The organism is Flavobacterium hungaricum (assembly GCF_015182285.1).
Taxonomy (GTDB): Bacteria; Bacteroidota; Bacteroidia; order Flavobacteriales; family Flavobacteriaceae; genus Flavobacterium; species Flavobacterium hungaricum.
In genome coordinates this window covers 648,400-662,585 of sequence record NZ_PRDM01000003.1, presented here as the reverse complement: position 1 = coordinate 662,585, position 14,186 = coordinate 648,400, and the positions used below count along the sequence as shown (strand labels likewise).

The 14,186-nt window shown below is 31.0% G+C and carries 12 protein-coding genes; 2 read left to right on the top strand and 10 right to left on the bottom strand.

The annotated features are described in order from the left end of the window. The first annotated feature begins 1 nt into the window (after position 1). A complete protein-coding gene (locus C4F50_RS15935; protein ID WP_194139633.1) occupies positions 2–400 on the top strand; it encodes a DUF6896 domain-containing protein in 399 nt (132 codons plus the stop codon). Between the two features lie 245 nt (positions 401–645). Then, complete coding sequence (locus tag C4F50_RS15930; RefSeq protein ID WP_194139632.1) at positions 646–1,404, top strand: protein phosphatase 2C domain-containing protein; 759 nt, start codon at positions 646–648, stop codon at positions 1,402–1,404. A 112-nt stretch (positions 1,405–1,516) separates the two neighbouring features. Here the strand turns inward: C4F50_RS15930 and C4F50_RS25905 are convergent, their stop codons facing one another. The 10 genes from C4F50_RS25905 to C4F50_RS15890 form a co-directional block, all read right to left on the bottom strand. Beyond that, positions 1,517–1,792 (bottom strand): DDE-type integrase/transposase/recombinase, encoded by a 276-nt coding sequence (locus C4F50_RS25905; protein WP_431357479.1) that lies wholly within the window; start codon positions 1,790–1,792, stop codon positions 1,517–1,519. A gap of 5 nt (positions 1,793–1,797) precedes the next feature. Beyond that, complete coding sequence (locus C4F50_RS25900; protein ID WP_431357478.1) at positions 1,798–1,920, bottom strand: DDE-type integrase/transposase/recombinase; 123 nt, start codon at positions 1,918–1,920, stop codon at positions 1,798–1,800. A gap of 23 nt (positions 1,921–1,943) precedes the next feature. Beyond that, positions 1,944–2,132, bottom strand: a complete 189-nt coding sequence (locus C4F50_RS25685) for a hypothetical protein (protein WP_228012051.1) — start codon at positions 2,130–2,132, stop codon at positions 1,944–1,946. 1,406 nt (positions 2,133–3,538) lie between these two features. After that, entirely contained in the window at positions 3,539–4,360 is an 822-nt protein-coding gene (locus tag C4F50_RS15920) for a DUF5694 domain-containing protein (protein WP_194139631.1), read from the bottom strand. 139 nt (positions 4,361–4,499) lie between these two features. Continuing rightward, positions 4,500–5,648, bottom strand: a complete 1,149-nt coding sequence (locus tag C4F50_RS15915; RefSeq protein WP_194139630.1) for a DUF7005 family protein — start codon at positions 5,646–5,648, stop codon at positions 4,500–4,502. Between the two features lie 2 nt (positions 5,649–5,650). Then, on the bottom strand, positions 5,651–8,551 hold the full coding sequence (locus C4F50_RS15910; RefSeq protein ID WP_194139629.1) for an NHLP bacteriocin export ABC transporter permease/ATPase subunit: 2,901 nt from the start codon (positions 8,549–8,551) through the stop codon (positions 5,651–5,653). Between the two features lie 10 nt (positions 8,552–8,561). Continuing rightward, the gene (locus C4F50_RS15905; protein WP_194139628.1) at positions 8,562–10,760 is read right to left on the bottom strand and encodes an NHLP family bacteriocin export ABC transporter peptidase/permease/ATPase subunit; all 2,199 of its coding nucleotides are present in this window, start codon (positions 10,758–10,760) and stop codon (positions 8,562–8,564) included. 9 nt (positions 10,761–10,769) lie between these two features. Then, positions 10,770–12,032 carry an NHLP bacteriocin system secretion protein gene (locus C4F50_RS15900; protein WP_194139627.1) on the bottom strand — a complete coding sequence of 421 codons (1,263 nt, stop codon included), beginning with the start codon at positions 12,030–12,032 and terminating at the stop codon, positions 10,770–10,772. A gap of 12 nt (positions 12,033–12,044) precedes the next feature. Continuing rightward, on the bottom strand, positions 12,045–13,595 hold the full coding sequence (locus C4F50_RS15895) for a TolC family protein (protein ID WP_194139626.1): 1,551 nt from the start codon (positions 13,593–13,595) through the stop codon (positions 12,045–12,047). A 24-nt stretch (positions 13,596–13,619) separates the two neighbouring features. Beyond that, positions 13,620–14,159: a cyclic nucleotide-binding domain-containing protein gene (locus C4F50_RS15890; RefSeq protein WP_194139625.1), complete on the bottom strand. Its 540-nt coding sequence runs from the start codon at positions 14,157–14,159 to the stop codon at positions 13,620–13,622. Between the last annotated feature and the right edge of the window lie 27 nt (positions 14,160–14,186).

Here is a 14,186-nt window from a genome sequence, read left to right as displayed (position 1 = left end):
CATGGAAAATATTTTAAATCAATATATTAACTTTATAAGATATTTTGAAAATTCTTTAAAAATTAAATACAACACAAAAAGAAATCCTTGCGAAATAGCGGGATCTCTTTTTGATCGAAAAGGCTTTATTAATGGAATAAATTATTGGTTTCATGGAACTGGATGTACTGCTGAGAATAATGGGATCATTTACGAATATAATATCTCAATTTTTAAAGATAATGAAATAAATTTTACACTTTGGAAATTTTCAGAATTTATTAGAACTCACCCAGAATACAGTAAGTTAAATTATAGTATGGATAATATAGAAGATGAATTAGCTAAACTTATAGATCAGGGGACTTTAGCTTGGTTGATTATTATGGGACGTACATACAAGACATATAGAGTTATTTAAATCATTCATACTATTTATAGAATACTCTAGAAGCCTGGAAAGTTAATTTTTTTGCAGGCTTCTCTTTTTAAACTTTAAAACAACCTCGACAAAAATATATTCACATCTCTATACCCAAGAAATCAAGAATTAGTATTAATTTCGGGCATACAGAACTATCATATTAATAATATATCTAATTTGGTGGATAAAGTTTATAAAATCTAAAACATGGAAAATATTTATGAAGAAATAAAAAAGATAAAATGAAAATATATTCAGCTATACAGATTGGGGAATATCATGAAAACAATTGCGAAGATCACTTTTATATAGGAGAATATGGGAAAAATAAAATTCTTTGTGCAGTAATGGATGGTTGTACAAATGCATTAGAAAGTCATTTTGCTTCAGTTTTAATTGGTAAAATTCTTAAGAAAATATGCTTAGAAAAAGGCTATAAGGAATTTATTGACTATAACAATGAATCATTAAATATAGAAGAAAACTTAAAATCAATTTTAAGGAATTTATTAAATGAACTTAAAATTGTAAAAAATCAATTGATGATTGATACAAAAGAATTGTTAACCACATTAATCATAATTTTATTTGACAAAAAAGATACGCATGGCATTGTTATTACAATAGGAGATGGTTTGGTCAATATTAATGGAGCGATTATAGAGTATGAGCAAGATAACAAACCTGACTATTTAGGATTTCATTTATCAGAAGATTTTGAAACATTTTATAATTCACAAAAACAAAAAATAGAATTTAATAATATAATAGACATAAGTATTTCTACAGATGGAATATTTTCTTTTGAGAAGGTTATGTCAAATAAAAGAACTGATGAGATAAATGTAATTGATTTTTTGACAATAGACGAGACAAATTATGAAAAAGACGGGATGCTAAGTCTAAAATTAAAAATATTACAAAATGAATTTGGATTAAAACCAACTGATGATTTATCTATTATTAGAATAATTAATAAAGATCGAATTGACAAGATTTAAACAAAATGTTTTTTTGCAAATTAGCATTTTGTTTAAAATTATTGATTAATAAAGATATTTGGTTATATCGGATCTGTCAGAATCAAATATAAGAATTTAAGTAATTTTAAAATTAAATTGCCAATTTACAGAATGATTCAAACATAGTTATCTCTGATCTAACCATCTGATTTTTTCTCACCATATGAACAACTTCAATTCCACTCAATGTTCGTCTTGCCGATTCAAAACTTTTAAAACCTAATCCGTTTTGTATGTGCCACTTGATAAAACGATAATCTTGTTCGATAATATCGTTGAGATATTTAAACTGTCGGATTTTAATCTTTGAGAACGAACGCTTGTTATAGATCTTGATAGCGGCAGTATTAGAACCACTTTTATCAATGTTTATTACTGGTAGCCTGCAGTTATTTGGATTGCTTTAATTAGAAAAGACTGAGCGCTCATTCTCTGTCTTTTTCTAGTCACAAGAAAGTCAACTGTATTACCTGATTTATGCACTGCCCTATACAAATAACAGCAAATACCTTTTACTTTTATACAAGTTTCATCAAATCTCCAGCTTGCCCCACTTTGACCTTTCTCTTCTTTATCACTGATTGAATGAAAGGCGAAAATTTATAAAACCACCGTTGGATTGTGGCATGAATCACAAGCACTCCTCTAATTTTCATTATTTCTTCAACGTCACGATAGCTAAGTGTAAATCTTAATTTAAAATACATTGCCTGCAGGTTTTGAAAAATCAAAGATAAAACTTAGTCATAGATTCGACAGAACCATTTTGAAAAACTCACATTATTTCTTTAGAGATAATTAATTTGGATTAATTTCAATGTAATCTCTTTTTTCATACTCTAGTTCAAAAAGCCCATCTTTAAAACCAACTCTCTTTAAAGCTATTTCTTTGTGAATACTTCCATACTTGCTTGTCTCAAACCATAATTGCACCTGTAAATAAATTCTCAAAAAAAAGAAGCCCTGCTTTTCTATTTAAACACAAATGCATATCCGATCTAAAATCCCTCGTATCATTATACAAACATTTATAAACTTTTATTGATTCACCTTTACTTGCGATGTTCTTTTGATCAATTATTGTTAAAAGTTTATTTTTAAAATAAATTTGCCGTCTATAAACCTGATCGTATCGAAGTGCCTGTCTGACTCATATATCACTATTTTTTCTGTTATGTTCAATTGAAATTTTCTTTGATGCAAAGATTTGGTTATGGCCACCTACAAAGTTAAACACCCTTACTTGAATGCGCTCAATTGTTGTTTTTGGAGTCGGACTGGTACAAGATATAACCAGCAAGATTAACAATAATAAATTTACTTTATTCTTCATATCATAATTTGTTTAATGATCTTTTAAGACCCGTCAGATAAAAGGCAGAATCAGGCTGACAAAAAGAAAAACAAAAACTGTCTTGAAGTGTATGCAAATACATAGCATGACCATTTTCTTGAATAATTAAACCTAACCATCTTAGTTCACAGCATCCAAAACAAAACTAAAAAATCTCACAGAAAAAGAGAGAGGAAGATCAAACAAATAAAAAACAAATTCAAAAAAAAAAGAAAGTTTTATATGATCCAAAATTTAAATCAACATCCCTCTTCCATCCCCCCCGATCAACGGTCAAATCATACTAAGAAAAATTTCAAAAATTATAACAATCAAAAGAACAAAAATTAACTAACTAAATAAATAAAAGATAATTCACCCATCTAAGTTTTGTGGCAGCATCGTGGTGCATGAAGTTTTTTAAAAATAGAAATCCAGCAAAATCAAGCTCTATCAAGTTAGGTTCGAAACTTTTAGAAGAACCAAACTCCTCAACCAGCGTCCCCCTCACTGGCCAAAACCACAATAGAAAAATCTTCCACAATAAAAACAGTCGACAGAAAAGAAAAAAACGACAACTAACTAACTAACTAACTAACTAACTAACTAACTAACTAACTAACTAACTAACTAACTAACTAACTAACTAACTAACTAACTAACTAACTAAAGCTTAAGATAGCTTTTAATAATTCTCTCGTGCTGATAAAAAAAATCCAGCACTAAAAAGTCTAAAATAGATCTTTAAAACACAAATAGCATATTCTCTGCCATGACAGTTTATTTTAGTACACTATTTACTTCAACGAGTTCAAAATCGTCATTATTTTGTATTAGGTGTTTTAGTATAGGAATATGCCCTTGACCAAATATTAATATAACGTATTTGTCATTTGCGCTTATTTGATTCATTATATTGGAGTAAATCGCTATGTTCCTTAAATACCAATCAGAAACTGATTCAGCACCAATATAATTTTCTCCTGCTCCAACTTTTGCCAGATATTTTAAATAGAGCGATAAATTTCTTTGCAAAAGTTCCTCCTTGTTTATGTATTTTATAACTTCTGTTATTGAATTTCGTTTTAACACATTATCTATTTCAAGTAATATTTTTTTTGCATCAGTACTTAATTCTTTTAATAAATATACTTGATTTTTTTCTTTAGCAGTTACACCAAGTAAACTATCATGTTTCATTCTATAAGAAACAACATCTATGCAGTTTATATGCTTTAAATTCAATTTTTCAGCTAATCTAAAACCGATTTGTTCTCGCTCAGAAACTGTTAATTTATAACTTTTTTGCAAGTACGCATTATACAAACTGTCAATTAACTTTTGTTGATCAAATGGTTTTTCTATCATCACTTTATCGGCATTTGTTCGCTTTAAAACTCCAGTCAATTCTTCCAGTTCCAGCTGTCTTTTAGAACTTAAAAAATCGTCTGCCTTTAATTCAAACTCATCCAAATGAGGTGTTTCGAAATGAATAGTCCCGATTAATAAAATTTTAGTTTTATTTTTAGCTTTTTGTCCAAAAGTTGTTGTTACGATTAGAAGTGTAATTGAAAATGTAGAAATTGTTTTAATGAAAGTCATTTTTAGTTTATTTTTTTATTATTATCGTCCTTTAAATTGACTGGCAAGGTTTGTTCGATTATGAAATCCTAAAGCCATCATTTTGACACACCGCTTTTGTATGTCATTTTTATTTATTCCCCAAATCAGGCAGAGATGTTTAATACATATCATATTGCTTGCTTTTCCAGCCTTTATTATAATTATCAATAAGTAAAGAAGCTCCATTTGCAGCTGATAATTCTTCGAGACTTGTTTCGCACAGGGCATCTATTCTACACATTAGATCTATATCTGATTGTAAATTTCCTTGAGATTCATGAAATATTGAAATGTTTTCAATAGCCATTTTTATTATTTTAATCAACTGGTTAAAGTCTTCTTTTGATAATTTATTGTCTGATATATAATTTTCTAACCTCGCTCCTTGCCTGTAGTCTGGATAGTTTTCAAGTCCCATGAATATCAACATCCATGATTTATTGTATTGACCAATAGTCTTTACAATTCCTATGTAATCTGCGATTAACTCATCGTGCAGATTATTTGATGCTGTCCCAAATTTTTTAAGAGTGTACAGGTGTGCAAATTCGTGTTGTATTCTTATCGAAATGGAATAGGATAACCATAAACTTTCATTCAACCCCAATTGCCTTGCCGATACATTACTATACGGTTTTGTACTTATAACAATTAACTTGTCTTGATATAAACTATAATTTGGTAAAACATTCCTATAAAATTCCTCTGCCCAATTTCCTGCAATATTCGCTGCTGACCAATCATTTTTTAAGACAGCTATTTTTTGCCAATTATTTAATCCATTAATCAATACTGCGCCCATCGAATTCGGAATATGTTTAGGATTATTTTTATACAATAGACATTGTAAGATTGCTATAAAGTCATCTTTATCTGGAACTGTTATTATAGGTATTTTACCTGCTATACTTTCTCCAATTCTTAAGGTTATATTTTTGTAATCGTTTAATTTTAATAAAAAAGGAAGCTTTGTATTTTGTGTCTTCCCTCTCAAAACTAAATCTTTATACTCTTCTTTTTTGTCGATCTCTGGTTCAACCGGAAAGTTCAATTGAGGATAACATTTTTTTAATTCATCAAATACTAATTTATCCTTAGTACTTTGTCCTGCAAAATCTTCCCAGTATTTAATACCTGTTTCGCCTTCGAAAAGCGATAGTGTTTTTTTTGATCTAAAATTATTTAACAGATATTTTTGGAGTTCATCAGAACGATCAGGATTAATGAGAAGTTGTTCTTTTTTTAAGGTAGAGGCTTGATTTATCATTGCTAGGCAGTTTGACGTTTAGAAAGTTCTGTAAACAGGCCTTCCTTTTGAATCAGCTCCTCATAAGTTCCAGATTCTTTGATTTCTCCTTTATCTAAAACAAAAATTCGGTCGGCATTTTTTATTGTACTCAACCTATGCGCAATAACTATGCGGGTAGCCTGAAGTTTGTCTAAACTTTCAGCAACAATATTTTGGGTCTTATTATCAAGAGCACTTGTGGCCTCATCCATAAATAACAATCTGGGTTTATGAACAATTGCTCTGGCAATCATTAATCTTTGTCTTTGCCCGCCTGAGAATGTACCTGCTCCTTCACTAATATATGTATGCATTTCCATTGGCATATTCTTTATATCCTCTTCCATACCAGCCATTCGTGCCGCCTCCCAAGCGTCTTCTAATGTTAATTCTGAATTACCAACAATATTTTGATAAATACTGCCTGACATAAGCGCTCCATTTTGCAGGACTACGCCTATCTGCCTACGTGTAAGTTCTTTATTCATCGCATCAAATGTATTACCATCATAAAAAACAGAACCTAACTCAGGGGTTTCAAAACCTAAAAGAAGCCTCATAATAGTTGATTTACCAGAGCCAGACGCTCCTACAAAAGCAACCATTTCACCTGGTTTTATTTTAAACGTGACATTTTTTAAGATGAGCGGCTGATCTGCATAATACCTAAAAGATATTGAATTCAATTCTATCTCGCCCATTAATTCTCCCGGATCAATACTGTCTTTTATAGACTCTGGCTCTTCTTCTAAAATTGGCTTTACTCTCTCATACAGCGGAATAACATTCAGTGAGGTAATAAATGCCATACTTAATCTCAAACTATCATTTAAAAATTTATTAAAGGAAATAATAAAAGCCATAAATGATCCTACCGATAAAACTCTGGAATTTGGTGAATTTAAAACCGTATAATATATAAATGAAAAAAATAATATACTGGTAAAAAGAGGATAAGAGCTATTAAAAACTTCTACAAAATTTTGATAACTCCCTGAACTAAATCCTAACTTTTTTAATTTCGAAAACTTGTCTCCCCATAAAGAAAAAATTCTTTTTTCTCCTCCGCTTACTCGTATTTTACTAATTCCAGATAAAAATTCGAAAAGTAACCCCTGAATTTCACCTTCGCACTTAGACACCTCCCGATCATATTTCAATTTAAGCCAGCCCATTAAAATCATAAAAGCAACAGCAAGTAAAGCAAGCCCAGCTCCCACCCATGCTAAACTCGAATCATAATAAAACAGAAGTAATAAGTTAACAAATGAGAACGCCCCGCTAAGTACTACTGTCATAAGTGTATTAGAAAGGGTCTGCCTAATTGCGTTAATACTTAAAACTCTATTTGTGAGATCACCAGCAGTATATTTTTTGTAAAAAGTTACAGGTAAACGAAGTATATAATCCATCACTCCAGCTTGTAAATTGATGCTTGATTTTGACTCTACTCTCATTTGTAAAACTCCTTGGGTAAGCTGCAGTCCGGCCGATACCAAGGCTATAATTATCATAATCGTAAAGATTTCTAAGTGTATGGATTTATCTGCAGTTGGTATTACATCATCATATATCATCCCTGACAATATGGGAATTAACAAACCTATGAGACTTCCGGCTAAAGAGGCTGCTAATAATAGTTTGGCATCTTTTTTTACACCATTCATAGCAAAACTTAACACTTTTTTTATAGAATCCATTTTTATATCAAATCCAGAAAAAAACATATAACCTACAGGTTCCAAAGATGCTGCTATTTCATTATCAACAACAACTGCGGTTCCAGTTGAAAGATTTTTGATTATATACGTTGTAGAATTTTTCTGTATAAGAGCAACCGGCTCATTAAACTCTTTTAAAAATGCTAATAAATGTCCATTTTCGTCTTTCCACCATACATCTCTCAAAATAACTTTTCGTACTCTTACTTTAGAACTTTGAGCAATGGCATATAAAAGATTGTTTGTGTTATTTACTTCTGATTCAAAATGTTTTGGTTCTTCAAATTTAAAGCCAGCATGTTCCCCAATTAATTGACATGTTAAATAAAGTATGCTTTGCTTTTTCTTATTGGTGAAGTGATTTATTTTTTTTTTAGTACCAGTAACTATAGATTTTATTTTCTCTAAAGTATTTTCTAATACTTCTTCCTGATACATTAATTTGTCATTAAGGGTATTATCTTCCAGCAAACTATTGATCTCAATACTTTTGCAAAGCTGCTTGTAAAAATAAGCTTGTACTTTTTCTAAAGAAATTAAAAAATTAATTTCATCTTCTAAGACTTCTCTGGTACTCAGTAATTTAATCTCAGAAAATTCAGATACTGATTTAATCCATAATTTATTGCAGACAGGAATTGAAAATTTAAGTGAATCGTCAAAGTTAACAGCTTCCTGTTCTGCAAAAACAGAAAGTTGTCCTTGAATTAAATTTACCCAATTTATTCCTTGAGAGGGATATGCAATTGCATTTCGATTTAAAATAAAACTATTATAGCTATCTAACGTATTGTAAGCTTTTGGAATAGTACTCGAATTAATCTTAACTGAAGTTTTTACTATCCATTTATCAATCATACTTGTCAGAAAGAAATGATCAATATTAATGAGTTCGTGTTTGTTTATCGCTAATAAATTAGCTTCATTTGAAAAAACAACTAAACGGATATCATTCTTACAATCAGGAGAAAGTAAACTAAATAACAAATCTCCTTTTTTGGCAGAATAAAGATATTTTAACGCGCATAAATATTCTCCCGTTTCATCAACTCTCACGTAAAATACATTTACTTCTCCCGAAACTAACATCCAAAATTTGTCTGTATCATTAAGTATCAATGGTTCTTCAACTCCTATATATATTTTTTCCTTCGTTGCCATATCTTAACTTTTATTTTGTTTCAATCAATTTTGCATAAACACCATTTAGTTTTAATAATTTTTTATGAGAGCCTCTTTCTACGATTTTACCAAACTCCATTACAATTATCTCATCACAGTCTATTATCGTGCTTAATCTATGGGCAACAATTAAGCAAGTACATCCTCTTTTCTTAATATTATCCATGACAATTTTTTCTGTGGAAGGATCTAATGCACTGGTAGCTTCATCCATAATTAAAATTGTAGGATTACAAACCAAAGCTCTTGCAATTTCAATTCGCTGACGTTGTCCCCCACTGAAGTTCGAACCACCTTCTAATACTGAACTATCATATCCATCATTTCTAGCAGCAATAACATCATGAATATCAGCATCTCTTGCCGAGTTTATAATGTTTTTTTCAGGAATCATGGCATCCCAAAAAGAAATATTTTCTTTAATAGTACCATTAAAAACTAAAACCTCCTGATCTATCACGGCCAATGAGTCTGTTATGATATGTCTGGGTATGTACTTTCTGTTTTTATTATCAAGCAAGATATCTCCTTGCCATGGATCATAAAGCCCTGAAGCTATTTTTGCAACAGTTGACTTTCCACTTCCAGAACCGCCAACCAATGCCACTCTGCTTCCGGGTTTTAATTTTAAATCAAAGTTTTCTATTAATGGAGGCATCGTGCGGCTATAGCCAAAAGTCACATTCTTCATTTCGAAGTATCCAATCAATTTGTTATTAATAATTTGACTATCTGTGTTTTGGATATTTTCATCCGCAGTATTTGTAAATTGTTTGTCAATTTCGTAGTTCAATACATCATCAATGCGTGCCATATCACTTTCTGTTTCGTGCAGCATGGCTCCTGCTGAGACAAGTTGGTTTACAGGTGTAATAAAATTATTCATTAAATAAGTAAAAGCAACTAAAGCTCCTAAGGTCATTTCTCCTTCTATTATCCTTAGTGCACCTATTCCTAATATTAAAGCATTTGTTAACGATAAAATTAGATTTGGAAGTATATTAAGCCTTACCGTTAACCATCCAAACTCTTGTTGAGAATTCACTACTTTAGCTAAGTATCCTATCCAATTAGTAAAAAAATCATTTTCTCTGCCAGAAGATTTTAATGTTTCAATCATACTAATTCCCGAGGTAGTAGTGCCTAACAATTTTCCTGTTTCATTACCTAATCTTCTACTTACATCTTTTCTGGCTGTTGAAACATATCTTAAAGCAGCAACATTTAATGCCGCCATAAAAACACCGATTAAAGTCAGAGTAACATCATAAGAGAACATTAAAATTGCATAAAAAACAACAACAATTACATTTAATGCAGCGTTTGCCAAATCCCCGCTTAAGAGTTTTGCTACTTTATCATTTAATGAGACTCTATTACCTATTTCGCCGCTGTATCTTTGAGTAAAAAAAGCAATTGGTAAATGAAAAACATGCCAAAGAAATTTACTGGAAGTTACCAATGCAAGTTTTGTTTCTAATTTTAGCAAAAAGTATTGCTGGAGATAAACTAAAGAAGCATTAACTATTAAAAGCAAACTCATAATGAGTAAAAGGGGCATTACAAAACCTGAAAAATTATTAATTAAATATTTATCTATAAATATTTTAAGGAACGAAGGAATTACTAAACCAGGAATTACTAAAAATAAACTTGCTATAATAATGTAAATTATACTTGATTTAGAATTAGCAATTCTTGAAATTAAAGACGATAGTAATCCTTTTTTATGATTTCCTTTTTCAAACTCTTTTGAAGGAGTAAAGGTTAAAACTACGCCTGTATAACAATCGTCAAATTCTTTATGACTCACATAATACCTTCCTTGTGCTGGATCACTAAGATAGACCCTCTTTTTTGTAAATCCCTCTAAGACTAGAAAATGATTAAAATTCCAGAAAATAATCGCTGGAGTTTCCATCTGCATAAGTTTTTCAATAGATTTAGAAAATCCTTTTGCTTCCAATCCAAACTCTTTAGCTGCTTTTACGATATTAGTAGCTTTCAATCCATCTCGTGATACCCCGCAAGCTATTCTCAATTTTTCTAATGGAACAAACTTGCCAAAATACCCTAAAATAATACTTAAAGCTGCAGCACCGCATTCAACGCTTTCCATCTGTAGAACAGTTGGCACTCTAACAGGTTTTGCTTGTTTTTTTACAAGTAAGTTTATGTTATTTTTCATCTTAATAGATCAATATAGGTCAAAAAACTTCTTAAATGCGGGAACAACTAATGTTACAGGAGGCTCACGTTTGACAGTAATTTTACCCAAACAGGATGTTCCTTCTTTAAGAAAAATATCCGGCCCTTTAGCAGAAGTCCATTTGTAACCACTATACGATACAGGATCCTTTTCAAAATCGACATAAACTTCAAATAAAGGACCGCCCACTAAAAGCTGTTTCGCAAGCTGATCATTTTTAACGGAGGTTAACATCCCTCGTTCTGTTATCGGAAAATCAGACACATAAGTTACTTTTCCCTTTATAAAACCATATTCTTCGGGTTGTACAGTCGATGGTACAATAAGAGCTTCCATTCCTTTTTTAATTTTTTTCCCATCTTTAGAAGGGATATAAAGAATTCCTTTTAGTTGTGACTGCGCTGTCTTAATGGTATTCTTAAGTTTAAATAATGGAGATCCTGCTGATACTACAATTCCGGCATCAGTTAAAACCTCAACTACTTCTCCGCTATACGGACTTTTAATATTTCTTTGAGTATCATATTTTTCACTTAAAAACTGGAGATTTCTTTGAGCTTCAGCTATTCTTTGGTTTTGTAATGTCACTTTTTGCTGAATATCAAATCCTAAATCATTTTGCTGTCTGGATGTTTCTACGATTTGTTCTTTTAATCTTTCGATTGTATTTTTAGCAGCCTCAATCTGTTCTTTTGTGCCTGCAATCTGCGATTTTGTTATTAAACTTTTTTCAAGAAGTACGTTCTCTGATTCTAATTGATTATTCAGAAATATGATCTTCTTTTTTTGTGATTCAATTTCGCCTGTAACACTTACACGTGACTGACTAATCATTTTACGTTGTAATTGAGCACCTTGATTTCCATAAGACATTAGCTTTTCCATTTCAAATTTTCTATCTGACAATACAACTTTTGCATCTTCGATTTGTTGAAATAATTCTGGCTGTTGTATGGTTGCGATGATATCTCCTTTTTTGACTTTATTGCCTATAGCCACTTTTAACTCTACCAATTGTCCTTGCGCTGTAGCAACTACCTCATGAACGTCTCCGCCTAATACAACCCCAACAACGTCTAATTTTGTTTTAACTGTACCGATAAATGACCATATTAACGCAGTAAAAATCGCAACTATAATTGTGGATAGAGCGATCCAAGCTTTTGTGCCAGTGACCTTGATTAATTGATCTAATTTTTCTGGGGTAGAAAGTTTCTCTAATGCTGATTTTCTAAAAAAAGGTGCTGACATAATCTATATATTTTAATTTTCTATTTTAGGAATAGTATAAAATGCATTTTGAGTAATTTTAAAACCAAGATCTTCTTTAGAAATAAGCGTTCCTGTTTCGTGTCTAAGAGCCAGGATTGCATTTGAAAATTGTTCCTGTGCGTTTAAATTATCTAATTCTGAAGAAGTTAGTCTTTCCTGAAATAAGATTAAATTTAAAAGAGTAGTCAATCCTGATTGAAACTTTATCTGCTCACTATTAAAAGCATCTTGATAAGATTTAAAAGATTCTCTTGATTTCTCAAGAACTATAATACTGTTTTTCAAATTATTAAGTGCGATATCAATATTCAGTTCGATATTTCTGTGAGTGTTTTCAATTATCACGGACTGATTTTCTAAAGCGATTTTATTTATAGAATAATTTCCTTTTGCCAGATTGTTATTCAATGGAAAAGAAAATGTTAGTTTAGCCCCAGCTCCAACATCCTGGCCTTCATTATTAACAAGAGAAGTCCAAGATTTATCAATACCGTTTCCAACGCTTGCACTTCCATAAAAAGCAAATGCTGCCAAATTCAACTGCGGTTTTAGGTTGTTTGCTGCCTGCAGATACCGAAGTTCTATTGCTTTGTATTCTTCTTCAATTGCCTTTGCGTCACTTCTTTTATCTTTTGCAATCTTAATAAGTGCGTTTTTATCAATAGCATCATCATATCCAGATTCTATGACTGTTGGAAAGTCATTAATAGGAATATCCAATCTTTGGCTTTCTTCATCTGTTAGACCAATAACTCTTCCTAAATTTAATCTTGAATTATACAAATCTTGTTTTGCAACAGCAGTTAACCTCTCCTGATTACTTAAATCGGCATTGACCTGAGCTAAATCACTTGCTGGCTTTTTATCTGCTTTTACAAGTTCAAGAGTCATATTTAGTACTTCTCTTACCCTATTTTCATTTTCAATATAAATTGACAGGCTCTTATAGGCAGTGTAGTAATTCCAATAAGCAATACCTATTTGCTGAATCTGATAAGAATTTGCAAATTCATACTCATATTTACTTTTATTAATATAAAAAACAGATGCTTCTTCTAACGCTGTAGCTACCTTACTTCCTCTTCCTCTTAAAAGAGGCTGGGTTAATGTAAGATTAACTTCACTGGTATGATTACCATAATAAGCACCAACATATTGAGCAAAGGAGTTATAAGGATAATTATTATTGTTGTAATTATATTTTAAACTTAAATCTACTATTTGTCCTGTGCGCAATGTTTTTTCTAAACCAGCTAAAACATAAAATGAATTATTTTTCAGGACTTTATCGAGATACTTATTTCTGGAATCAGCATCAAAAAGATTATATCTTTCATTTTGATATACAACTTCAGAATTTAATCTAAAATCAAATACACTTTTTTGTATTTGAAAATTACCTTCGGCATTTTGGATAGAGAAATTAGCGCTTTTTATAGTTGGATTTTTATTAAATGCAATACTAGACACCTCTATTAAGTCACACTTAATTTTAGACTGACCATATAACATATTACCAACAGCCAATAAAATATAAAGCAAAAGGGAATTCCTCATATCTGAACCTTAACAATTAGCACTTAACTTAACCTCGGAAAACCTATTTAATATCTGCCCGAAACGTGAACCTGCCTGAGCAACTACATCCAACACTTTAGCATCAATTAAATCCTCTTCTTCAACAATCCCATATCCTAATTGATCTGTTGTTTTTCTCAGCCTATTAGAAAGGAACAATGCCAATGAATAATAAAAATTGGCTTTGAAATCTGGATTTGAAGAAAGTCTTGTTTCTATTGCATTTCGGGATATTTTATAAACGACAGAGGTATCTTTTGAAATAACCGAAACTGAAGGAGGTCTGGATTCTAAGAAAGACATTTCGCCTATAACTTCTCCTGCTCCTAAAAGTGCAATTTCTTTGCCTTCAATTGAATCTGAATAAATTGACAATTGACCCGATAATAAAATGTATAAATTATCGACATAGTTTCCTTTTTGGATTAGCGTATCTCCAATTTTTAATTCTATTTTTTGGCCATTAAGGACCATCCATTCTAAATCTCTGTCATTTAATTGGCCTAGGAAAAAAAGCACTCGTTTCATAATATATATTTTTAGGGTTATGGTTAT

Coding starts and splice junctions, on each gene's coding strand:
- C4F50_RS15930 (WP_194139632.1), top strand. CDS start 646: ATGAAAATATATTCAGCTATACAGATTGGGGAATATCATGAAAACAAT.
- C4F50_RS15935 (WP_194139633.1), top strand. CDS start 2: ATGGAAAATATTTTAAATCAATATATTAACTTTATAAGATATTTTGAA.
- C4F50_RS15905 (WP_194139628.1), bottom strand. CDS start 10,760: ATGAAAAATAACATAAACTTACTTGTAAAAAAACAAGCAAAACCTGTT.
- C4F50_RS15910 (WP_194139629.1), bottom strand. CDS start 8,551: ATGGCAACGAAGGAAAAAATATATATAGGAGTTGAAGAACCATTGATA.
- C4F50_RS15900 (WP_194139627.1), bottom strand. CDS start 12,032: ATGTCAGCACCTTTTTTTAGAAAATCAGCATTAGAGAAACTTTCTACC.
- C4F50_RS15915 (WP_194139630.1), bottom strand. CDS start 5,648: ATGATAAATCAAGCCTCTACCTTAAAAAAAGAACAACTTCTCATTAAT.
- C4F50_RS15890 (WP_194139625.1), bottom strand. CDS start 14,159: ATGAAACGAGTGCTTTTTTTCCTAGGCCAATTAAATGACAGAGATTTA.
- C4F50_RS15920 (WP_194139631.1), bottom strand. CDS start 4,360: ATGACTTTCATTAAAACAATTTCTACATTTTCAATTACACTTCTAATC.
- C4F50_RS25685 (WP_228012051.1), bottom strand. CDS start 2,132: ATGTATTTTAAATTAAGATTTACACTTAGCTATCGTGACGTTGAAGAA.